This window comes from Sphingomonas colocasiae (genome assembly GCF_019880585.1).
Lineage (GTDB): Bacteria > Pseudomonadota > Alphaproteobacteria > Sphingomonadales > Sphingomonadaceae > Sphingobium_A > Sphingobium_A colocasiae.
In genome coordinates, this window is the sequence record NZ_JAINVV010000009.1 from 443749 (window position 1) to 465690 (window position 21942).

17 protein-coding genes are annotated in these 21942 nt (G+C 63.8%); 11 read left to right on the plus strand and 6 right to left on the minus strand.

The window, feature by feature from the left end:
* The first annotated feature begins 122 nt into the window (after positions 1-122).
* The gene (locus tag K7G82_RS20810; RefSeq protein WP_222991827.1) at positions 123-2393 is read left to right on the plus strand and encodes a TonB-dependent receptor; all 2271 of its coding nucleotides are present in this window, start codon (positions 123-125) and stop codon (positions 2391-2393) included.
* 93 nt (positions 2394-2486) lie between these two features.
* On the opposite strand, the gene K7G82_RS20815 is transcribed toward K7G82_RS20810, so the two are convergent.
* Positions 2487-2972: a VOC family protein gene (locus K7G82_RS20815; RefSeq protein ID WP_222991828.1), complete on the minus strand. Its 486-nt coding sequence runs from the start codon at positions 2970-2972 to the stop codon at positions 2487-2489.
* Between the two features lie 102 nt (positions 2973-3074).
* Between K7G82_RS20815 and K7G82_RS20820 the strand changes: the two genes are divergently transcribed.
* From K7G82_RS20820 to K7G82_RS20830, 3 genes are all read left to right on the plus strand, one after another.
* Positions 3075-3272 (plus strand): hypothetical protein, encoded by a 198-nt coding sequence (locus K7G82_RS20820; protein ID WP_222991829.1) that lies wholly within the window; start codon positions 3075-3077, stop codon positions 3270-3272.
* Position 3273: 1 nt separating this feature from the next.
* Entirely contained in the window at positions 3274-3630 is a 357-nt protein-coding gene (locus K7G82_RS20825) for a hypothetical protein (RefSeq protein ID WP_222991830.1), read from the plus strand.
* Between the two features lie 78 nt (positions 3631-3708).
* On the plus strand, positions 3709-4761 hold the full coding sequence (locus K7G82_RS20830) for a cupin domain-containing protein (RefSeq protein ID WP_222991831.1): 1053 nt from the start codon (positions 3709-3711) through the stop codon (positions 4759-4761).
* 113 nt (positions 4762-4874) lie between these two features.
* On the opposite strand, the gene K7G82_RS20835 is transcribed toward K7G82_RS20830, so the two are convergent.
* Positions 4875-6050: an aminotransferase class V-fold PLP-dependent enzyme gene (locus K7G82_RS20835; RefSeq protein WP_222991832.1), complete on the minus strand. Its 1176-nt coding sequence runs from the start codon at positions 6048-6050 to the stop codon at positions 4875-4877.
* Positions 6051-6119: 69 nt separating this feature from the next.
* Positions 6120-7487 (minus strand): sodium-dependent transporter, encoded by a 1368-nt coding sequence (locus tag K7G82_RS20840; protein ID WP_246623733.1) that lies wholly within the window; start codon positions 7485-7487, stop codon positions 6120-6122.
* Positions 7488-7583: 96 nt separating this feature from the next.
* Here K7G82_RS20840 and K7G82_RS20845 point away from each other — a divergent pair, with 96 nt between their 5' ends.
* The 4 genes from K7G82_RS20845 to K7G82_RS20860 all read left to right on the plus strand — a co-directional run bounded on the left by K7G82_RS20845 (position 7584) and on the right by K7G82_RS20860 (position 11361).
* Positions 7584-8078 carry a MarR family winged helix-turn-helix transcriptional regulator gene (locus K7G82_RS20845; RefSeq protein ID WP_222991834.1) on the plus strand — a complete coding sequence of 165 codons (495 nt, stop codon included), beginning with the start codon at positions 7584-7586 and terminating at the stop codon, positions 8076-8078.
* Positions 8079-8094: 16 nt separating this feature from the next.
* Complete coding sequence (locus K7G82_RS20850; protein WP_222991835.1) at positions 8095-8502, plus strand: VOC family protein; 408 nt, start codon at positions 8095-8097, stop codon at positions 8500-8502.
* Positions 8503-8629: 127 nt separating this feature from the next.
* Positions 8630-10867: a TonB-dependent receptor gene (locus tag K7G82_RS20855; RefSeq protein ID WP_222991836.1), complete on the plus strand. Its 2238-nt coding sequence runs from the start codon at positions 8630-8632 to the stop codon at positions 10865-10867.
* A 2-nt stretch (positions 10868-10869) separates the two neighbouring features.
* On the plus strand, positions 10870-11361 hold the full coding sequence (locus K7G82_RS20860) for a VOC family protein (RefSeq protein ID WP_222991837.1): 492 nt from the start codon (positions 10870-10872) through the stop codon (positions 11359-11361).
* 16 nt (positions 11362-11377) lie between these two features.
* On the opposite strand, the gene K7G82_RS20865 is transcribed toward K7G82_RS20860, so the two are convergent.
* Both K7G82_RS20865 and K7G82_RS20870 read right to left on the minus strand, forming a co-directional pair.
* The gene (locus tag K7G82_RS20865) at positions 11378-12535 is read right to left on the minus strand and encodes a dipeptidase (protein ID WP_222991838.1); all 1158 of its coding nucleotides are present in this window, start codon (positions 12533-12535) and stop codon (positions 11378-11380) included.
* 67 nt (positions 12536-12602) lie between these two features.
* Positions 12603-15356 carry a M14 family zinc carboxypeptidase gene (locus tag K7G82_RS20870; protein WP_343228621.1) on the minus strand — a complete coding sequence of 918 codons (2754 nt, stop codon included), beginning with the start codon at positions 15354-15356 and terminating at the stop codon, positions 12603-12605.
* A 572-nt stretch (positions 15357-15928) separates the two neighbouring features.
* On the opposite strand from K7G82_RS20870, the gene K7G82_RS20875 reads away from it, so the two are divergent.
* From K7G82_RS20875 to K7G82_RS20885, 3 genes are all read left to right on the plus strand, one after another.
* On the plus strand, positions 15929-18232 hold the full coding sequence (locus K7G82_RS20875; RefSeq protein WP_222991839.1) for a TonB-dependent receptor: 2304 nt from the start codon (positions 15929-15931) through the stop codon (positions 18230-18232).
* A gap of 64 nt (positions 18233-18296) precedes the next feature.
* Positions 18297-19610: a metal-dependent hydrolase family protein gene (locus K7G82_RS20880; protein ID WP_222991840.1), complete on the plus strand. Its 1314-nt coding sequence runs from the start codon at positions 18297-18299 to the stop codon at positions 19608-19610.
* Positions 19611-19760: 150 nt separating this feature from the next.
* Entirely contained in the window at positions 19761-19976 is a 216-nt protein-coding gene (locus K7G82_RS20885; protein WP_222991841.1) for a DUF2061 domain-containing protein, read from the plus strand.
* Between the two features lie 103 nt (positions 19977-20079).
* Here the strand turns inward: K7G82_RS20885 and thiC are convergent, their stop codons facing one another.
* Positions 20080-21939 (minus strand): phosphomethylpyrimidine synthase ThiC, encoded by a 1860-nt coding sequence (thiC, locus tag K7G82_RS20890; RefSeq protein ID WP_222991842.1) that lies wholly within the window; start codon positions 21937-21939, stop codon positions 20080-20082.
* Positions 21940-21942 lie beyond the last annotated feature (3 nt).

Sequence of the window (21942 nt, forward strand, 5' to 3'; positions counted from 1 at the left end):
ATTCATTTTCATATGCGCTTTTCTATTTTATTTTAGGCATAAACTAATTATACCGGCGTCGAGGGGCCGCGAGAGCTCGACCCATGGATGCCGGGATACGGCGATGAGAGGGAGGCAAATCAATGAGATCGATGACCAATCACATGTGGCGCATGGCGGGTAGCGGCACGGCCGCGATCGCGGCGCTGCTGGCGATGGGCGGCCAGGCATCGGCGCAGGATACGACCACCGGCGCTGAGGATCAGGGGCTGGAGGACATTGTCGTCACCGCCCAGCGCCGCAGCGAAAGCATTCAGGACGTGCCCGTCGCGGTGACCGCGTTCAGCGCGCAGGAATTGCAGCGCGCGAACATCCAGGATGTCGGTTCCTATTTCCAGAACACGCCGAACGTGTTCATCACCGACAGCCCGGTGCGCAGCGGCAACAACGTGTCGAGCAGCGCGCTCGGCCTGGCGCTGCGCGGCATCTCGAACGTCGGCGGCAACGCATCGTCGTTCGGCATCTATCTCGACGATTTCAACATCTCGCACATCGCGCTCAACCCGCACCTGATCGATATGGAGCGGATTGAGGTGCTGCGCGGTCCGCAGGGTACCTATTTCGGCCGCAACGCGTCGGGCGGCGTGATGAGCCTCAACACCCAGAAGCCGGATACGACGCGCTTCGCGGGAGAGGCCAATGCGATGATCGGCCGTTTCGGCACCTATGAACTGGGCGGCATGGTCAATGTGCCGCTGAGCGACACGATCGCGATCCGCGCTGCGGGCAAATGGGAAACCTCCGACGGCGAATTCAACAACAAGCATCCCGTGGGCGGCGGCAATGGCCGCGACTACAAGGCGGCCCGGCTTTCGGCGCGCGCCACTCCCACCGATTCGCTGACGATCGACCTGTCGTACAATTACGCCAAGGAACATGACGACGATTTCGGCCTGATCCACACCGGCGTGCTGAGCGACTTCATCAAGTCGATCTGCCCGGGCGTCACCTTCTCCTGCCCGGTCGATTCCAATCTCGGCTTCTATCCGAACAATCGCCGCAACTATGCGCATGACGCGCCGCTGGTGGTGAACAACGAATATCATATCGCGGTCGGCCGTATCGCATGGACCGGCGAGAATGTCGGCGTCACCAGCATCACCGGCTATGGCTCGGCGAAGTTCAACCGCAGCGGCGAACTCGACTTCTCGAGCGTCGATTTCCTGCGCGAAGGCTTCAATTACGACAGCCGCAAGAGCTTCTCGCAGGAACTGCGCATCCAGTCGGTGGGCGACAAGCGGCTGAACTGGATCGTCGGCGCGGTCTTCGCGCGCGACAAGCATCGCGAAGGCGAATTCATCGCGGCGGGCAAGCAGAACGATATCGGCCTGCCCGAGGATTTCCCGATCGAGCTGTCGCACTTCAACCAGAAGATCACGTCGAAGGCGGTGTTCGCGGAGGCGACCTTCGACGTCACCGATGCGCTCTCGCTCACTGCCGGCGCACGCTATTCGCACGACAAGCTCGACCGGTTCGAGGATCAGATCGAATTCGGCGGTCCGCTCCAGAATGTGCGGGGCAGCCGCAGCTTCAGCGATGTCTCGCCGCGCTTCGCGATCAAATATGCCGCGTCGGATGACGTCAATATCTATGGAAGCATTTCGAAAGGCTGGAAATCGGGTGGTTTCGAGCTCGATCCGCAGCGCGCGCGCAGCGATTTCGGCGCGGAGACGTTGTGGAATTACGAAGTGGGCGTGAAGAGCACGCTGCTTGACAATCACCTGCGCGCCAATCTCGCCTTCTTCTACATCGACTGGAGCGACGTTCAGGTCAGCTCCGGCGTGGTCGGGCGCGACGCCAACGGCAACATCATCAACTATGCCGGTATCTCCAACGCCGCGAGCGCAACCAGCAAGGGCGTCGAGCTCGAACTGTTGGCGGCGCCCACCGAGCGGCTCGAGCTCGGGCTGAACGTCGGTTACCTCAAGGCGCGGTTCGACAAGTTCACCGATGCGCGCACCAATTTCGGCACGCTCGATCTGTCGGGCAAGCCGCTGCCCAAGGCGCCCGAATGGACGCTGTCGACCTTCGCGCAATATACCGCGCCGCTGACCGACAGCCTCGATGCGTTCGTGCGCGGCGAATATTTTTACACCGACGATGCCTATACCACGGTCAACAACATCGCGGCGGTGATGGCGGGCCAGCCGACCTTCCCCTATCTCGTCAAGGGCTATGGCAAGGTCAATCTGCGCCTCGGCCTGGAAAGCGACCGCTTCCGCATCGCCGCCTATGTCGAGAATCTCTTCGACAAGAAATATTACAGCGCTTCGTTCGACTTCGGCTTCGCCAACGGCGCCGCCGTGGTGCCCGGGCTGCGTCGCTGGGGCCTGCGCGGCAGCGTCAAATTTTGATCGATCGGATGGCGGCCATCCGGCCGCCATCCATCAAGAAAAACCCCGTCGGCGGAGCGCCGGCGGGGTTTTTCGTTGGCCCGACCGGTCGGATCAACGCGGCTGGCTGGCCGTCCAGCTCAGGATCTCGATCGCATAGCCCTCGGGGTCCTTGAAGATGAAGGCGTGGATCGATCGTTTGTCGTCCAGCCTGGTCGTCTTGCGTTCCTCGCTGATCGTGATCCTCTGCGCGCGGACGCGCTCGTACCAGGCATCGACCGCACCGACGCCGTCGACCACCACCGTCACCATCACCGGCTTGTTGTCCGACGGACGCAGCGTTCCGTCCTTTGCATTGACCAGCCCGAGCGTTGCGGTGTCGGTCAGGTCGAACAACCGCACCCATGCCGGCGTGTCCCGGGGCGGTGTCCCGAGCAGCCTTTCATAGAAGGCGGCGGCGCGTGGCAGGTCGTTATAATAGAGGAATGTCATCTGCCCTTTGACCGGTGCCGCAGCCGGCGGTGCGGGCCGCTCCGCATTGGCCGGGGGCAGCGCGCAGGCGGTTCCCAGAAGCGTGAGGGCCAGGCCGATAGTCCGCATTTCGATCTCCCATAAATATGCTTTTTCATATGAAATGAATTGACTTAAATCCAGCACATTCTAGACTTCGAGCCCATTGGAACACCCAGGAAAGGACAGGAGATGGACGAGAAACTGGTCACCAGCCGCCGCCAGGCGCTGGGGCTCGCTTCGCTCGCGGTGGCGGGCGTCGCGGTGGGGGCGCCGGCTGCCGCGGCGACGGCAACGGGCGCCGATCCGCGCCGCCCCAGCGATGCCGAACTGGAGCGTGTTTCGCGCCTGTACGGCGGTGAGTTCGGTGGCGGCAGGGGAGCGCGCTGAAATGGCGATCTTCGAAGCCGAAAGCTGGTTTCCGATCCAGGGCAAGGAAGCCGAACACAAAGCCGCGATGACGAATTTCCTCAAATGGGTGGGCGCAAACCGCCACCTGTTCAAGGAATGGAAGAGCTTGCGCTACTATGTGAAGGAAATCGCGGGCCCCAATAGCGGCCGTCATTTCATCGTCTGGGAATATGAGGATCTGGCGAGCTTCGAGGCGTACAAGAAGCGCCGTGGCGATTATCCCGGCCCCTATGCCGAATATAAGAAGAACGATCCCTATCACCTGGGCGTGATGGATCACCGCAACATGGAAGTTGAGATCTGGTACGAGATCGACCGGCCGCTCTGGCTCGAATGATCGCAGGATAGCGAATGATCGCCGTCGCCGATCCGACAAGGCGGCGACGGCGAATATATGGGTTCAGGGAGAGTATCGATGGGCGAAGCCGTCGTGGCGAGCCGCAAGCCGTTCTACAAGGAATTGAAAGCCGGGCGTTCCTATCTCTGGTGCGCCTGCGGACGATCGAAGCGGCAGCCCTTTTGTGATGGCCGTTCTCATGACGGCACCGGCATCGAACCGATCCGCTACGACTGCACCGTCGATGGCGAGGAAGTGCTGTTCTGCGGCTGCAAGCAGACCGCGACCGGCCCGTTCTGCGATGGCGCGCACAGCAACCTTCCCGGCGGCTATGCCGAGGAAGCCGAACTGGCCGAGGATCTGCCCTGGGCCGAAAGCGATGCGGCGGGCGTCCGTTCGCTCGACGGCCATTGCTATGTGATCGCCGCCGAAGCGACGCGCCCCGATGCGGGCGGCGGCTGGTGGTGCCGCACGATCGTGTCGAGCGCGATGGGCGCACGGCATCAGGCGCAATTCTATGGCGAGCTCCGGCACGGCCAGTCGCCCGTGCTCGCGTCTCCTGCCGGCGATGTCGTGCTCTGGACGATGGCGGGGCAGGGCAGCGTGGAGATTTCGGGACGTACCTTCGCCCTGGCGAAGAATATGGGCGTCTATGTTCGCGGCGGCGAGGCGTTCCGCTTCACCCAGCAAGGGGAAGATTCGCTTGGCGTGCACATCCATGCCTGCCCCGCGACCGATATGCTGGACGAACTTGCGGCGATGCCCGCCGATTTCGACGCGAACTGGCCCGATCGCACCGTCGGTGTCGACGAAAGCCAGCGCCACGCCATGGGACCGCGCTATTTCCAGATGCTCGTCGACAAGAGGATCGGATCAACCACCGCGACGCAGTTCATCGGCCATATTCCGCAATCGCGCGCGGAGATGCATCGCCACCTCTATGAAGAGGCGCTGATCATCCTCTCGGGCGAAGGGGTGATCTGGAACGATGGCATCCGGGCCCGCGTTCGCGGCGGCGACGTCATCTTCTTCCCGCGCAAGCATCGCCATTCGCTGCAATGCACGCATCCCGACGGGATGGACGTGGTCGGGCTGATCCATCCGGGTGACAATCCGGGAATCAATTATTGAGATCGGTCGGCGGACGGGCTGATGTCGTCCGCCCTACCCGCAAACGGTTGGAGAGTTTGCGCGCCATCCTGACGGATGAGGCGGTTCTGAAGAGCGGCTCGGCCGCAAGCCTTCTATCCCACCAGCTCGCGCCGTCCGAAGCACTGGCCGCTGCGGGCCAGCGCCTCTACCAGCCGCTCGACATCCGCCTTGTCATTATAGGCGTGGAAGCCGGCGCGGATGTTGCCGTCGCGGCTCGACGTTACGATGTTCTGCGCGATCAATCCGGTGACGAGTGCATCGTCGTCGCGCGCCGGAATCGCGATCATCGGTCCGCGCAACGCATCGTCATCGGGGGTTGCCACCGCAATATCCGCCTGCGCCAGCCGGTCGAGCGCGAGGCGGGTGAGCATACGCACGCGGCCCTCGATCGCATCGACGCCCAGATCCAGGATCAGATCTAGCCCCGCCTTTGCGGCGTAAAGGCTCGGTACGGGCGGCGTGCCGCCCTGGAAGCGCCGGGCGCTGGGGCTGGGATCGTGCGCGAAAATGTCCATCGCATTGGTGTCTGCCTGCGCGAACCATCCCGACGTGCTCGGCGCCAGCGCGGAGGTCAGGGCGTCGCGCACCCACAGGAAACCGCTGCCCGCCGAGCCGAGCAGATATTTGAGCATGCCGCCGACGCAGAAGTCGACGCCGAGCGCCCGCACGTCGATCGGTTCGGTGCCGATCGACTGATAGCAGTCGAGGATGACCAGCGCGCCGCGTTCATGCGCGATCCGGGCGATCTCACGGATCTGGCCGGCCGGCAGCTTGCCGCCATGCCGATAGCAGACATGCGACAGCGCGACGATCGCGGTGTCCTGGTCGATCGCGGCATCGAAATGCGCGAGCGGGATGGTGCGGTCCTCGGCTTCCGCGACATGGACGACCTCGGCGCCGCGCTTTTCCTGCGCGTGCCAGATCTGCGCGCTGGTCGGGAATTCATAGTTGCTGACCACCGCCTTGTGCCGTGCCGAAAAGTCGACGCTGCTCGCCACCGCGTTGATCCCCGCCGATGCCGATGCCGTCACCGCCACTTCATGCATATGGGCGCCCAGCAGCGTCGCCATGCGCTGGCGAACCGCATCTTCCAGCGCCACCCAGGCGCCCCAGTCCGCCCCCTTGGCGATCCGGTCCGCCAGATAGGCTTCCATCGCCGCGCGCACGCCGTTGCCGAGCAGGCCATAGGATCCGCTGTTGAAATAGGCGATCGTCTCGGTCGTCGGAAACTGCGCACGAAATTGACCGAAATCGGCTTCAGCGGTCATGCGGATCTTGCTCCATTCCGTCATTATTCATTCAGATATATATGAAGATGACTATATATACAACATGCTCTAGGCGAGCAGGTGAACGGCGAGCCCGAAAATCGCGAGCGGCGCGGCGTAGCGGACGATCGCGGCCCACAGCCTGAAGCCGCCCGCGCCGAGATCGGTTTCCTTCGGGCCGATGATCGCCCGGCAACGCCAGCCGACGAACAGCGCGAGCAGGAACGCGCTGGCGGGCAGCATCAGGTTCGCGATGGTGAAATCGAGCAGATCGAAGGCCGTCTTCCCCTCCGCACCGAAGGCGGCGAGCGGATGGAAGTCTGAAAGCACGTTGAAGGAAAGCAGCGAGGGCAGGCCGATCAGCCAGATCGCCAGCGCGGCGGCTATGGCGAGCGGCGCGCGGCCGAGCTTCACCTTTTCGCGCAGCCAGGCGACCACGGGTTCGAGCATGCCCACGGCGGTGGTGAAGGCGCCCAATGCGATGAGCCCGAAGAAGAAGATCGCGATGATCCGCCCGCCCGCCATCTGCCCGAACACCACGGGCAGCGTGACGAAGATCAGATTGGGGCCTTCGGTCGGTTTCAGGCCATAGGCGAGCACGGCGGGGAAGATCGCGAAGCCGGTCAGCAGCGCGACGACGATCACGCCCCCCGAAAGCGCGAGGGACGAGCGCGGCAGTGACGCGCCCGCGGGCAGATAGGCGCTATAGGTCATCAGCACCCCCGCGCCGATCGCGGTGGAGAACAATGCCTGGCCGAGCGCGGTGAGCACCCCGGTGGCGCCCAATGCCGCGAAATCGGGCTTCAGCAGGAATGCGGCGCTGGGCATCAGCCCGATCGTGATGGCATTGTAGATGACGAGGCCGATGAGGATGGCGAACAGCGCGATCATCTTGATCCGCGAGACCGTCTCGATCCCGCGCTGCACGCCCAGCGCGACGACCGCGGCGGTCGCCATGATGAAACCGAGCTGCAGCAGTCCGCCGCGAACGGGCGACGCGGTCAGCGTCTCGAACGTGGTGCGCGATCGTTCCGCGTCGAAGCTGGAAAAGCCCTGCGTCACCGATACGATGCTGTAGTCGATCGCCCAGCCAGCTACGATGCTGTAATAGCTGAGCCCGAAGAACGGGATCAGCAGGCCGAGCGAGCCGACGACGCGCCAGCCCCGCGATCCGCCGCTTGCCGCGATCGCGGCGTCGACGCTGGTGATCACGCTGCCATGGCCGCGCCGGCCGATCGCCATCTCGGCGATCATCAGCGGCACGCAGATCGCGATCACGAACAGTGCGTAGAGGATGACGAAGGCGCCGCCGCCATTCGCGCCCGCGACATAGGGAAAGCGCCACAATGTGCCCAGGCCGATCGCGGCGGCGCCGATCGAGTAGATGAACGACAGCCGCGACGACCATTGTTCGTTCACGCGCGATGCGTCAGCCAACCGCTCCTCCATAAGCATGCATTTATATATGTTTCATGATCTGTAGGCACTGTTTGACCGATTGACCAGCGCAATAGTTGCTATAAGTTGCCCCGCGTGACCAAGCCGCAAAAGACCCGCGAAACGGCGCGAACGAGCGCGGAAGAGGCGCAGGCCGGAAACAGCTGGCTCAACGACTACCTTCCCTATCAGCTCTATCGGCTGACAAACCGGCTCGACCAGAGATTGCAGGCTCGCCTGCGCAGCCAGGGGATCAAGCCCTCGCGCTGGCGTGTGATGAGCGTGCTGCGTTCCTATGGCACGCTCACCATCGGCAAGATCGCGGAGCAGGCGCTGATGGAGCAGCCCACGGTCAGCCGGGTGATCATGCAGCTTGAAGCCGATGGCCTGGCGACGCGCCAGGCGTCGAGCGAGGATTCGCGCGCCACGGAAGTGACGTTGACGCCGGCGGGGATCGAAAAGCTCGAAGCGATCGTGCTCACTGCTTATCGCCATCAGCAGGAAGCGCTCGCGGGCCTGTCCCGCGCCGAGCTCGACACGCTGCGCGCCACGCTCAACCGGGTCGAACAGAATATAGATTTCTACCAATGACCGCCGCAGCATCGTGATGACGGGTCTGGCGGGGGACAGGCCCGACATCGCCGGGGCCATCACCTTCTTCTATTATGACGATCACGAGGCCGCGGTGCGCTGGTACCGCGAAGTGCTCGGGTTCGAGCCCTATTTCGAGCAGGACTGGCTGGTGCTGCTGCGGATCGCGCCTGGCCACAGCCTGGGGCTGGTCGATGCCGTGAACGGCAGCCAGCGTCCGGTGCCAGGGCTCAACAAGGGCGCGACGCTCTCGATCGAGACCGATCAGCTCGCCGAATGGCACAGCCGGTTGAAGGCCGCCGGATCCGCCGGGCTCGACGATGATTTCCAGCCCGGTTGCCGTGGACGCACCACCGAGTTCCGCGTGCGCGATCCCGGCGGCTATTTCGTCGAATTCTTCCGCTGGGTCGATCCGCCCGTCTGATCCCCTTTGGGGTTCCCCGCGTCTCTGCAGTGATGATGAACCGATCGGCTGCGCCCGCGCGCCCGATTGACTCCGTCCGAATCGCATACTAATTCATATGCAAAGACATATAAAAACGGAGGGGATTATGATGCGGATCATGGCCTGTCGCGTGCGTATCTCTGTGGCGGGGCGTCGGTCCTCGCTATTGCTGGCCGGCGCCGCGATCGCGATGCCGGCGGCCGCGCTGGCCCAGCAGGCCGAGGATCCGGAGCCGCAGGACATCATCGTCACCGCCACCAAGCGCGGTGAGCAGGCGATCCAGGATGTGCCGATGAGCATCGCGGCGATCGGCAGCGACCGGCTGAAGCAGATGGGGGCCGACAGCTTCATCGGCTGGTCGCGTTCGGTGCCCGGCCTGGCGGTGCAGGATCAGGGGCCGGGCGACAAGAAATACATCATCCGCGGCATCCAGTCTGTGGGGGCGGCCACCACCGCGCTCTATTTCGACGAAATCGTGATGACCGGGAACAACCGCCAGGATGGCGGCGGCCGCCAGCCCGACCCCAAGCTCTACGACATGGAACGGATCGAGGTGCTGCGCGGGCCGCAGGGCACGCTTTATGGCGCCAGTTCGATGAGCGGCACGATCCGGATGATCACCAACAAGCCCAAGTTCGATCGCTTCGAGGGCGAGGTGGACGGCACGGTCTCCGGCACCCGTCATGGCGGCGCCAGTTTCCGCGTCAATGCGATGATCAACCTGCCGGTGGTGAGCGACCGGTTCGCGGTGCGCGGCGTCTATTATCTGCGCGACGAAGCGGGCTTCATCGACAATCCGCTGCTCGGCCTCAAGGGCATCAATGACGAGCATACGCAGGGCGGCCGTCTGTCGGCGCGGCTCAAGCTGGGAGCGGTGACGACCCTGACCGCCAGCGGCATGTATCAGCAGACCAGGTCCAACGGGCGATCGGGCTATGATCCGCTGGCGGGCGATCTGAAATTCCCATCCTATGTCAGGATTCCCTGGAAGGATAAGATCAAGGCCTTCAACGTCACGCTCGATCACGATCTGGGTTTCGGATCGATCCTCGCGACCTCCTCCTATTTCGATCGCGACATCGACTATAACAGCGACGCGACGATCATCATCGCCGACCTGCTGAAACGCCCGCGCGAAAGCGTGCGATCGGTGCTGACCCAGCCGCAAAGCCGCAGCATCTGGAGCAACGAGCTGCGCTTCTCCTCCTCCTGGGACGGGCCGTTCAGCCTGATCTCCGGCGTCTATTACCAGAAGGAGAAGAGCCACTTCACCAGCGTGGTCGAAAGCGCGACGGCGCTCGGCGAACCCGACACATCGGCCGGACGCATCGTCTATCTCGGCCGTTCGATCGACGGCGTGATCGAGAACTACTCGCTGTTCGGCGAGCTTTCCTATGCGCTGTCGGATACGCTCACCGTCACCGGCGGCGCGCGCTGGTTCCGCTTCGATATCGTGGAGCAGAGCAATCTTCTCTATGCCTGCTGCAACGGCAATGTGCCCGGCAGCGGGCTGGCGCCGAAGACGCGGTCGCGCGATTCGGGGGTCAATTACAAGTTCAACCTGTCCTATGAGCCAACGAAGGATCTGCTCCTTTATGCTCAGGCCGCGCAGGGTTTCCGCGCGGGCGGCAATAACGAGCTGGGGATCACCAACGATCCGTCGTGCCTGAAGCTGCGCGCCTTCGGATCGGATACGCTGTGGACCTATGAAGCCGGCGCCAAGCTCGGCTTCGCGGGCGGTCGCGGCTCCTTCAACGTCACGCCCTATTATACCGACTGGACCGACGCACAGCTTCGCGTGCGCGACAATATCTGCAATTTCAGCTATGTCGCCAACGCCGGATCGATCCGCGTGCTGGGCCTCGAAGCCGAACTGGCCTTTCAGCCGGTTCGCGGCCTCGATCTCACCGCCGGCCTCAACTTCGCCGATGCCGAAGTCAGCCGCAATCAGAGCGAGACGCCGCCGCCGGGCACGATCCCGGGGGTGAAGGGCGACAAGGTACCGGGGCAACCGCGCTTCTCGGGCAATTTCGCAGCTCAATATGGCTTCGACATTCCCGGCGCCGATTTCCGCGGGCATCTGCGGTTCGACTATGCCTATGTCGGATCGTCGACCACGGCGTTCAACCGCGCCGATCTGGTCAATTATCGCCGCCAGCCATCCTATTCGCTGGTCAATCTGCGCGCGGGGCTGGGCGAAGACGACTGGAACGCCGCGATCTTCGTCTCCAATCTGTTCGACGAGCGCGCGGAGGTCACGCGCGTGACGAGCTCTCAACGCTCGGACATCGTGTTCACCAACCGGCCGCGCGAAATCGGCGTCAACGTAACGAAAAGGTTCTGACGATGGCTATCAAGACGATCATCAGGGGCGCGGCGCTGGCCGGGTTGCTGCTCGCGGCTACCGCCCCGGCCGTGCGGGCGCAACCGGGAGCGTCGCTGGCGGACGCGCCGCACCCGCCGCTCAACAACCAGGTGACCTTTCTCTATTATGCCGACGTTGCCGCCGCCGCGGCGTTTTACGGCGATGTGCTCGGGCTCAAAAAGACCTTCGACGAGCCCTGGGTCAAATTCTACCAGGTGACCGAACATTCCTATGTCGGGCTCGTCGACGGCAAGAACGGTTTCCACAAGGCGACCGAAGGCAAGGCCGTGATGGTCAGCATCGAGACCGATCAGGTCGAGCAATGGTATGAACGGATGACAGCGAAAAAGGCCGACTTCATCAAGCATTTCGATCCCAAGGGCACGCATCCCTTCGTGAACGGTTTCCTCGTCAGGGATCCCGGCGGCTACACCGTCGAATTCTATCGCTGGAAGAAGAAGCCGGCCGGATGATGGCGTCGCGGCGTCGTCAGATCCATATGTCCTTGAATAACCGATCGAAATTGCCGCCGATCACTTTCTCGATCACACGCGGCGGATAGCCGGCGCGATCGAGTTCGGCGGCGATGATCTCGATCCGGCGCGCGCTGTTGAGATCGGGAACCGCGATCGGGCTGTCGCCTTCGCCCGGCGCGCCGATGCCTGTCTTCTGCCGCGCCTCGGCGGTCTTGCGGACGATGTCCATATAGGCGGGGGAGATATCGACCGGCGTGATGCTCTGGTCCGAACCGATGCCGACATGATCCTCGCCGCATATGTCCAGCGCATGGCGAAGATGGCGAACGAACAGGGCGCGTGACGCGGCGACGGGATCGTTGCCCAGGAAAGGCATCAGATAGATGCCGACGACGCCGCCCTTGTCCGCCACCGCGCGCAGCACGCTGTCCGGCTGGTTGCGCTGGCTGGCGAACACGGCGCGCGCGCCGGTGTGCGAGCAGGTGATCGGCCGGCTGGAGGCGGCGACCGCGTCGAGCGCGGTCCTGGGATTCGCGTGGCCGGTGTCGACCAGGATGCCGCGCGCGTTCATCCGCGCCACCGCTTCTCGCCCCAGCGGCGTCAGCCCCTCGCTGTCGGGCAGCGAGCTGCCCGCGCCCAGCGCGTTGCGGTCGTTATAGGTGAGCTGCATGATCTTCACCCACAGCCCGCCCAGGCTGTCGATCAGGCTCAGATCCTCGCCGATCATGCCCATGCCCTGAAAGCCGAAGATGATGCCGAGCTTCTTCTCCGCCTTGGCGGCGGCGATATCGGCATGCGTTTTCACCAGCCGGAAATAGTCGGGATGATTCTCGATATGCTGCAACCATAGCGCGATCTCGCGCAATGTATTGGCGAGGTTGCCGGGCTTGCCCACGGTCAGGTTGATCGCGGTGATGCCCGATGCGCGCACCTGGTCGAGCTTGGCCTGGGTCATTTCGCCTGGGGGCGGGAAGGGCACGTTCCATGTGTCCGGCGATGCCAGCGCATCGATCACGATCGCCTTGTCGTAGAGCGCGCGGATCGCGGGCGGAATGACGGGTTCGGCGGCCGCCACGGCGCGCGCCGGTCCTGCCGCCAGGGCGCCGAGCGCGAGGCCCGCCGCACCCATGGCGAAGCCGCGCCGGTCCAGCATGAAGCGATCGTCGGTCATTTCCACTCCCCCGATATCGATATGAACGGCTGAAGGCGGGGGCATGTGCCCCCGCCCGCGCACCAGGTCATGGCGCCGGGATCGGCGCCGGCTCGGGCGGCGCCACGTCGGTCAGCCCCAGTTGCTTCCAGTTGATCACCGCATTGTAGAGCATCCGGAACTCGCCCAGATTCTGCCAGCGCCAGATCGGGTTGGTCGCGAACATCACGATGCGCCCCTGGCCCTGAGGAATATTGACGATGGCCGGGCGGTCCTTCACCTGCTCGGCCCCGCGCATGAAGCCGCTCATCACGCCGTCCTTGCCCCCAGGGAACTGCATCAGCACGCGATCCTTCAGCCGCACCGGCACGCCCAGCAGCGCATTGGATGCCCAGCGCACCGGCATGGTGGTCTCGTCATAGCCATAGAAGATCGGGTTTGCCGGACGCAGCACCTTGGCGGTCACGATCGGGCCGGGCGCGTAAAAATTGCCTGAGGTCCGGGTGACCGTGATGTCGTCGACCAGCCCGAATTCGACGGGCACCGCGCTCGCGTCGCCGGTGGTGATCAGCGTGCCGCCCTGTTCGACGAACTTGCGCAGCTCGACCATGCCTTCCAGCCCCATGCCGCCGCGCACATCATCGCTCGATCCGTAATCGCCGGAGAAGCGATATCGGTCGGTCTTGGTATAGGGCAGCGGCTTGCCCTTCACGGGCAGGTCGAACACGATGTCCTTGGTGGACCGGCCCTGGGTGGGCAGGATGATCACGTCGTATTTGGCGCGCAGGTCGCCGGCGCGAACCTGTTCCTTGAAGATCAGATCATAGGGCGTTTCGTGCTGGTCGAACGCATAGCGCAGCCAGCCGACCTTCTCGCTCGATCCCCAGGTGCTGAACACGGCGGTGCGCGGCAGCACGCTCTCATGCGCCTTGACGTCGGGTGCCCCGGAAACCGCGACAGCTTCGAGCCCGAGCTGCTCGACCGCCGGCTTCAGCGTGGCATAGGCGGCGCCGTCGACCAGCAGCGATCCGGCGGGCACCGTCGTGCCGCCGGCCTTGAACGCGGTCTCGACGATCCGCACGCCCGCATCCTTCAGCCGGAAGCGCAACGTCGCCATGCCGACCGATCCGTGATCGAGCACGGCATAGCTGCGCGCGCCGGCGGCCGGCATGCGGCCTTGCGGCACGAACCGGTCGACCGGCGTCACCGCGATGTCGAGCGCCGCCTTGTCCGCCACTTCGACGATGTCGGTGTGCGTCATCATGCCCATCGTCCATGCGGCGTCGTCATAGGTGGTCAGGTTTTCGTCCGGATAATCGTCCTGCTTCTTCAGCAGCATCTTGGCGAGCCGGCCATAGGGCTGGTCCAGCTTGATGATCAGCGATCCGGCGGGATAGCTGCCTTCCTTCACCTTCACCGGCTGGGTCGCGCGGCCGATCTCGATGCCCTGCATCTGCAAGATGTTGGTGACGAAGGCGATGCGCGACGGATCGGCCTGACCCGCCGGGATGACATAGGCATAGGGCGGCCTGGACTTGCCCGCCTCGACCCCGTTCGCGCTCTTCTTGTAGAAATTCTCGAGGATCGTTCCCGGGAAACGCGCCGCGAGATCGAGCGCGGTCAGCACGCCGGTCTGCATATAGTTGGTGTTGTTGCGCATCGACCAGACGACCTCCTTGTAGGGAGGGGACGGGCGATACCAGTCGCGCTTGGTCCAGTCGCCGCCGCGCACGCTGCTCTGCACCTCGGGCGCGACATGGCGGAGCATCGTGGTCGCGCCGGCATTGCCGAACGTCTCGTACATGCGCAGCATGCCATTGTGGTTCGATGCCATGAAGGCGAGATAACCGGGGGTCCACGCATCGACGAAGCCGTGCGTCCACACGCCGGGCATGCCGTATTTGGTGAGCTGCGCCATCTCGAAATTGGAAAACCAGGGCAGTTCGCCGAACAGGATAGGATCGAGATCGGGGTTCTGTGGCGCCTGCCCGCTATAGGTGTACATGAAGGGCACCGATTCATGCAGCTCGTGCATGATCGGCGGGTGCCAATCGAGATAATATTTCAGCAGGTGGCGCGCGCTGACGTCCGAGAAATTGATGTCGCGATTATTGTCGTGATAGATGTATTTGCCCCAATAGGGCGGGCCGCCGGGCTTGTTGCGATCGTCCTTCTCGTCGATCAGATTGCGGTAGTACCAGTCGACATAACGGTCGCGGCCATCGGCCTCCAGAACGGGGCTGATCGCCACCACCAGATTGTCGCGGATGCCCTGGATCATCGCGCTGTCCTCGGTCAGCAGGCGATAGGCGAGTTCCATCAGCATTTCGGGCGGACCGGTTTCCGCGCTGTGGAGGCCGCCGGACAGATGATAGATCGGCTTGGTCGCCGCGATCACGCCCGGCGCGTCGGCGGCGCTCAGCTTGCGCGGATCGGCGAGCAGCGCGAGATTCTTCTTGTAGCTGTCGAGCTTCGCGAGATTCTCCTCGGACGAGATCATGACGACCACATTTTCGCGGCCTTCTTCGGACTTGCCGATCTCGATGATCTTCACGCGCGGCGATTTGGCGGCGAGCGCGCGATAATAGCCGATGATCTGGTCGTAATAATGCAGCGTGTTGGGCGCGCCGATATGGTTGCCCAATATGTCCTTGGGCGACGGGATGGTCGTCGATGCGGGCAGGTGATCCACCAGCGGGCTCATGAATTCCGGCTTGGTCGTCCATTGCTTCACCGTCTTGGCGAAGTCCGCATCCATGGTCTGAGCCCAAGCCGTCTGTGCCGACGCGGTCGTCATCAGCAATGCCCCGATTGCTGCACCCAGCACTGTCTTTCCTGCCACCCGCTGCCCCTTTTGATGATGATGCGCCCCTGGCGGGCGGCACCGGTCCGGTAAAGATACAAGCTGGCTTCCGCGCCGCAACACTGCCGCCCGGGATCAGCATGGTGCATGATGGTTTCCCGTTTCCGCTTCCGAGCGCAACTTGTTTTCGTCACAAATGAGACAAGTGCGCGGATGTTACGGCGGATATTGCATTACATGTTATCGAGTGTTGCGTTTGGCGCAAAAACTGTTGCCCAAATGCACGGAAATGTCGCCAATCGACCGGAAAGCGCAATCCGGGCGGCGATCCGCGCCGGCAAACGCATGATTTAGATTGACCCTCCAAACCGGCTGCGACACGTTTCGACGCAGCAGGGGCGTGGGCGCGCTGGGTCGAACATCGTCTTCGGTCGAAACAATATGGGGCGTCCGAATTGGGCAGTCGTCGGCGGAAGGGGAATCCAGACAGTTCCGGATCATGAGCCATTGGGGGCGGTCGCCTCCGATGCGCGAAGCCGTGTCGGCCTCTGCTGAACAAGGATGGCGGATCGATCCGCCGTCGCAAGATTGGGGTAACAGGGAGAAGAGAAATGGTGCGTCTCGGATTGAAATCGCTGCATGTCGATCGCTGCCGGGTGATGCTGCTCGCCGCCACGGCGATGGCGGGTGTGAGCGGAACCGCGTTCGCGCAGGAAACCGCCACTGCGACGACCGGCTATGAGGACGAGATCGTCGTCACCGCGCTGAAGCGCAGCACCAACCTCCAGGAAACGCCGATCTCGATCTCGGCGGTCACCGGAGACGCCATCGCGAATTCGGGCGTGCAGAGCATCGCCGATCTGAACGCGTCGGTGCCCAGCCTCACCTTCGTCGATGGCGGCCCGTCCAGCCGCCGTGTCGTCATCCGCGGCATCCAGGCCGCGGGCGAGCCGACCGTCGGCACCTATTATGATGAAACCCCGGTCACCGGCGCGATCGGCGCCGGCAACGACGCGGGTGGATCGACCCCCGAACTGCGCCTGTTCGATGTCGAGCGCGTCGAGGTGCTGCGCGGTCCGCAGGGCACGCTCTACGGCTCCGGATCGATGGGCGGCACGCTGCGCGTGATCTATGAAAAGCCCAAATTCGATACCGAGTTCGCGGCCGATGTCAGCCTGTCGGGTACGCGCGGCGGCGGCGCCAATTACGAAGGCAGCGCGATGGTCAACGTGCCGCTGGTCGACGACAAGATCGCGGTCCGCGCGGTCGGCTTCTACCGCAATGCGGAGGGCTTCATCGACAACACCACGCTCAACATCAAGAATATCAACGACCAGAAGAGCTATGGCGGCCGTCTGCTCGTCCGCCTGCAGCCGACCGAGGATCTGACGATCGACGCGGCCGCCTATATCAACCGTTCGCGCACCGACACCAATGCCTGGACGCTGAGTTCGGGCAAGTACAAGTCCGACGCGCTGACCCGCCAGCCCGTCCGCGACGATCTCGAACTCTACAGCCTCACGGCCAATTATGATTTCGGCGGCGTCACGCTGACGGGTATCGTCTCCTATCTCGAACGCGATCTGGATGCGGTGTCGGACGTGTCGCGCTTCATCCGCTCAACGCGGACGGCGGCGGGTTGCGCCGCGCGCGTCGGCGGCGGTGCCGCCTGCACGCCCACCCAGCTCACCAACTATTATGCGCTGGTCGATTCGCAATCGAGCTCGGCGCTCTATCCGCAGCAGACCATGTCGAGCTGGACCGCCGAGCTGCGGCTGAGCTCCGACGGCAGCGGCCCGTTCAACTGGACGGTCGGCGGCTTCTTCTCGGATCGCGACACCCATGTCGCCAATCCGCAGGTCAACACCGATCCGGTCACCGGCCGGGTGATCGAGCCGCAGCAGATCGCGACGATCCGCTTCATCGACGACAGCCTGCGTCAGGTCGCGGTGTTCGGCGAATTCTCCTATGACGTCACCGACAAGCTGAACCTGACCGCCGGCGCGCGCTACTTCAAATATGACAAGGACATCAGCGGCCAGACCACGATCGGGTCGATCCTGGTCGGCGCCGTGGTGCGCCCGCTGTCCTTCGTCGACTCCTCGGAAGACGGCACCGCGTTCAAGTTCAACGCGTCGTACAAGATCACGCCCGACGTGATGCTCTATGCCGAAGCGGCGCAGGGCTTCCGTCCGGGTGGCGCGAACCAGGTGATCGGCCTGGCGCAGGAACTGACGCCCTACACGTCGGACAGCCTGTGGAACTACGAGATCGGCCTGAAGAACACGCTGTTCGACCGGCGCCTGTTCCTCAATATCGACGTGTTCCAGATCGACTGGAGCGACATGCAGATCACCGGGCGCACGCCCAACGGCGCCTTCGCCTTCATCACCAATGCGGGCAAGGCGCGGGTGCGCGGCGTGGAGTTCGAAACCACGATCCGGCCGGCCGAGGGTTTCTCGATTACGGGCAACGCATCCTATATCGATGCCAAGCTGCGTGAGAACCAGTCGAACGCCAATGTCAGCGCGCCGGGCCTCAAGGGCGATCGTATCCCCTATGTGCCCAAATTCTCGGCGGGCATCGCCGCGCAATATCAGTGGGCGCTGAGCGATACGCTGTCGGGCTTCGTGCGGATCGACGCCAACACCGTGGGCGGATCCTATTCGGACTTCCGTCCGAGCGGCCAGCCGACGGTCAACTTCACGCGATATATCGACGATTATCAGCTCGCGAACATGCGCGTCGGCGTCGAAGGGCCGGAGAATCGCTGGGGCGCCTATCTGTTCGTGACGAATTTGTTCGACAGCACCGCGATCACACGCGCCTCGTCGAGCGCGATCGCGGTCAGCCGCACGTTGGTCAACAGCGCCGCGCCGCGCACGATCGGGGCGAATTTCCGTACCCGCTTCTGATCTTCGCGATTGATAGAGTGAATAAAGGGGGCATCTTCGGATGCCCCCGCTTCCTGGAGTTCCCATGACCATTTCCAAGACCTTCCGCCTCGGCGTCGCGGCGCTCGCGCTGTGCGCGGCCACCGCTCCGGCATTCGCGCGCGATGTCGTCATCCATGCCGGCCGCCTGATCGATGGCGTATCGGCGCAACCGCGCGAGAAGGTCTCGATCGTCGTGAAGGACGATCGCATCGTCGATGTGCAGGCGGGCTTCGTCACGCCGGCGGGCGCGGAGGTCGTCGATCTGTCTTCGGCGACGGTGCTGCCGGGCCTGATCGACATGCACGATCACATCACCGGCCAGTATAGCGGCAGGAATCCGATCGCCGAACGCTTCACCACCAGCGAGATCGACACCGCCTACCAGTCGGTCGCCTATGCGCGGCGGACGCTCGACGCGGGCTTCACGTCCGTGCGTGACGTGGGCGGCGATACCGGCGTCGTCGTCGCGTTGAAGCGTGCGATCGCCAACGGAGCGATCGCCGGGCCGCGCCTCTGGGTCTCCGGCCATCCGCTCGGCCCCAGCGGCGGTCACGGCGATCCGCAGAACGGCATCCGCACCGATCTCGATCTCCATGGGGAGAACCAGGTGGTCGACGGACCCGACGATGCCGTCCGCATCGTCCGGCAGATGCACCGCGACGGCGTCAACCTGATCAAGATCATGCCCAGCGGCGGCGTGCTCAGCATCGGCGACGATCCCAACGCCACGCTGATGACCGATGCGGAGATCAAGGCGGTGGTCGATACCGCGCATCGGCTCGGCATGCGCGTGGCCGCGCACGCGCATGGGCAGGATGCGATCGTCCGCGCCTCGGCGCTCGGCGTCGATTCGATCGAGCACGGCTCGTTCGGCGATGCCGCCGCGTACAAGGTGATGAAGGAACATGGCACCTGGCTGGTGCCGACGCTGCTGGTGGCGGACACTGTCGTGAAGATCGCCAAGGCGCGTCCCGACTCGCTGCCGCCATCCTCGGCCAAGAAAGCGCTGGAGGTCGGCCCGATCACCATCCGCAATCTGGGCGCGGCCTATCGCGCGGGCGTGAAGATCGCCTTCGGCACCGATCAGGGCATGGCGCCGCATGGCACCAACGGCCAGGAATTCGCGCTGATGGTGAGCGCGGGCATGACGCCGATGGACGCGATCCGCGCCGCCACCACCAATGCCGCCGAACTGCTCGGTGCGCCGGGCGATGTCGGTTCGGTGCAGGCCGGGCGTTTCGCCGATATCATCGCGGTTTCGGGCAACCCGCTGTCCGACGTCACCGAACTGGAACGTGTGCGTTTCGTGATGAAGGGCGGGGCAGTGGTGAAGCCCTGGGTCGCCGCCGGCAAATAGGATGATCCAACGGGCAGTCGATGCCGCTGCATCGGTTGCCCGTCATTCTCCGGAACATGGGTCGATCGATCAATGTGACCCAGAAAACCGATTTGCGCTTATTGCGATCGATTCTTATCTTTGGGCTTCGGACATCACGGAAGCCCAGCCATGCCAAGCGATCTCGCCAAGACGCTCACCTATCTCGCGCTGCACCTCACGATCGGCTTTTCGGTTGCCTATGTGCTGACGGGGTCGCTCGCCATCGCCGGCGGCATCGCGCTGATCGAACCCTGCATCAATGCCGTCGCCTTCTTCTTCCACGAGAAGGCGTGGAAGCGGATGGGCCAGCGGCGAACGGCAGGGGCGGCTCTCATGGCCGCCTGAATGCACCAACATCCTGTCATTCCCGCGCACGCGGGAATCCAGGCGATGTCGAACATAGCGTTCCACGACACTGGATTCCCGCATGCGGGGAAATGACATTGGATCACTCCGCCGGCAGGTAGATCTCGCCGCCCTGTTCTTTGAACTTCTCGCTCATCTCCGCCATGCCGGCTTCGGCGTCAGCCTCGGCGATCGGCGTCGCGGCGAGGAAGTTCTCGGCGCCTGTATTCTGCTTCGCCGCGAAGTCGCGCACTTCCTGCGTGATCTTCATCGAACAGAATTTGGGGCCGCACATCGAACAGAAATGCGCGGTCTTGGCGCCCTCGGCGGGCAGCGTCTGGTCGTGATACTGCTCCGCCGTGTCCGGATCGAGCGACAGGTTGAACTGGTCGCGCCAGCGGAATTCGAAGCGGGCGCGGCTCAGCGCGTCGTCGCGCAGCTTGGCGGCCGGATGCCCCTTGGCGAGATCGGCGGCGTGGGCGGCGAGCTTGTACGTCACCACGCCCACCTTCACGTCGTCGCGGTCGGGCAGGCCGAGATGCTCCTTGGGCGTGACGTAGCAGAGCATCGCGGTGCCGAACCACCCGATCATCGCCGCGCCGATCGCGCTGGTGATATGGTCGTATCCCGGCGCGATATCGGTGGTGAGCGGCCCGAGCGTGTAGAAGGGGGCCTCGCCGCACGCCTCGAGCTGCTTGTCCATATTGGCCTTGATCTTGTGCATCGGCACATGGCCGGGGCCTTCGATCATCACCTGAACGTCATGCTTCCACGCGACCTGAGTCAGTTCGCCCAGGGTCGCGAGTTCGCTGAACTGCGCCTCGTCATTGGCGTCGGCGATGCTGCCGGGGCGCAGGCCGTCGCCCAGCGAGAAGGCGACGTCATAGGCCTTCATGATCTCGCAAATCTCTTCGAACCGCTCGTAGAGGAAGCTCTCGCGGTGATGCGCCAGGCACCATTTCGCCATGATCGATCCGCCACGGCTGACGATGCCGGTGACGCGCTTCGCGGTCATCGGGATATAGGGCAGGCGCACGCCGGCATGGATGGTGAAATAATCGACGCCCTGTTCGGCCTGTTCGATCAGCGTGTCGCGGAAGATATCCCAGGTCAGGTCCTCGGCGATGCCGCCAACCTTTTCCAGCGCCTGATAGATCGGCACCGTGCCGATCGGCACCGGCGAGTTGCGCAGGATCCATTCGCGCGTGTCGTGGATGTTGCGGCCGGTGGACAAGTCCATCACCGTGTCCGCGCCCCAGCGGATCGACCAGACCATCTTGTCGACTTCGCTTGCGACGTCCGACGCGACGGCGCTGTTGCCGATATTGGCGTTGATCTTGACCAGGAAATTGCGGCCGATCGCCATCGGTTCGGATTCGGGGTGGTTGATGTTCGACGGGATGATCGCGCGGCCGCGCGCCACCTCGTCGCGGACGAACTCCGGCGTCACGAAATCGGGGATCGAAGCGCCGAAATCATTGCCGTCGCGAATATGTTCCTTCAGTTGCGCGCGGCCCATATTCTCGCGGATCGCGACATATTCCATCTCGGGGGTGATGATGCCGCGCCGCGCATAATGCATCTGGCTGACATTGGCGCCGGGGCTGGCGCGCAGCACCTTGCGGCGGACATTGGGAAAGGGCTGGACGCCGCCCGAACGATCGGGGCCGGACATCCCGTTATCCTCGGGCTTCACCTCGCGCTGCGGCACTTCCTCCACATCGCCGCGGCCGCGGATCCAGTCGCGGCGCAGCTCGGGCAGGCCGGCCATGATGTCGATCTGCGCATTGGGATCGGTATAGGGGCCGGAACAGTCGTAAACGCGCAGCGGCGGTTCGCCCGAGCTCGGTTCCAGGTCGATCTCGCGCATGGCGACGCGCAGCGGGCCGACATGGATCTTGCGGCTGCCGCGAATGGGGCCGGTGGTCACCTTCAATTCGGTGCGGGCGGGGATATCTGCCATTTC

What these genes read in the sequence shown, in the direction of transcription:
- K7G82_RS20855 (WP_222991836.1), top strand. Translation starts at nt 8,630, where the DNA reads ATGATGCGGATCATGGCCTGTCGCGTGCGTATCTCTGTGGCGGGGCGT.
- K7G82_RS20825 (WP_222991830.1), top strand. Translation starts at nt 3,274, where the DNA reads ATGGCGATCTTCGAAGCCGAAAGCTGGTTTCCGATCCAGGGCAAGGAA.
- K7G82_RS20850 (WP_222991835.1), top strand. Translation starts at nt 8,095, where the DNA reads ATGACGGGTCTGGCGGGGGACAGGCCCGACATCGCCGGGGCCATCACC.
- K7G82_RS20860 (WP_222991837.1), top strand. Translation starts at nt 10,870, where the DNA reads ATGGCTATCAAGACGATCATCAGGGGCGCGGCGCTGGCCGGGTTGCTG.
- K7G82_RS20875 (WP_222991839.1), top strand. Translation starts at nt 15,929, where the DNA reads ATGGTGCGTCTCGGATTGAAATCGCTGCATGTCGATCGCTGCCGGGTG.
- K7G82_RS20880 (WP_222991840.1), top strand. Translation starts at nt 18,297, where the DNA reads ATGACCATTTCCAAGACCTTCCGCCTCGGCGTCGCGGCGCTCGCGCTG.
- K7G82_RS20885 (WP_222991841.1), top strand. Translation starts at nt 19,761, where the DNA reads ATGCCAAGCGATCTCGCCAAGACGCTCACCTATCTCGCGCTGCACCTC.
- thiC (WP_222991842.1), bottom strand. Translation starts at nt 21,939, where the DNA reads ATGGCAGATATCCCCGCCCGCACCGAATTGAAGGTGACCACCGGCCCC.
- K7G82_RS20820 (WP_222991829.1), top strand. Translation starts at nt 3,075, where the DNA reads ATGGACGAGAAACTGGTCACCAGCCGCCGCCAGGCGCTGGGGCTCGCT.
- K7G82_RS20815 (WP_222991828.1), bottom strand. Translation starts at nt 2,972, where the DNA reads ATGCGGACTATCGGCCTGGCCCTCACGCTTCTGGGAACCGCCTGCGCG.
- K7G82_RS20810 (WP_222991827.1), top strand. Translation starts at nt 123, where the DNA reads ATGAGATCGATGACCAATCACATGTGGCGCATGGCGGGTAGCGGCACG.
- K7G82_RS20835 (WP_222991832.1), bottom strand. Translation starts at nt 6,050, where the DNA reads ATGACCGCTGAAGCCGATTTCGGTCAATTTCGTGCGCAGTTTCCGACG.
- K7G82_RS20830 (WP_222991831.1), top strand. Translation starts at nt 3,709, where the DNA reads ATGGGCGAAGCCGTCGTGGCGAGCCGCAAGCCGTTCTACAAGGAATTG.
- K7G82_RS20865 (WP_222991838.1), bottom strand. Translation starts at nt 12,535, where the DNA reads ATGACCGACGATCGCTTCATGCTGGACCGGCGCGGCTTCGCCATGGGT.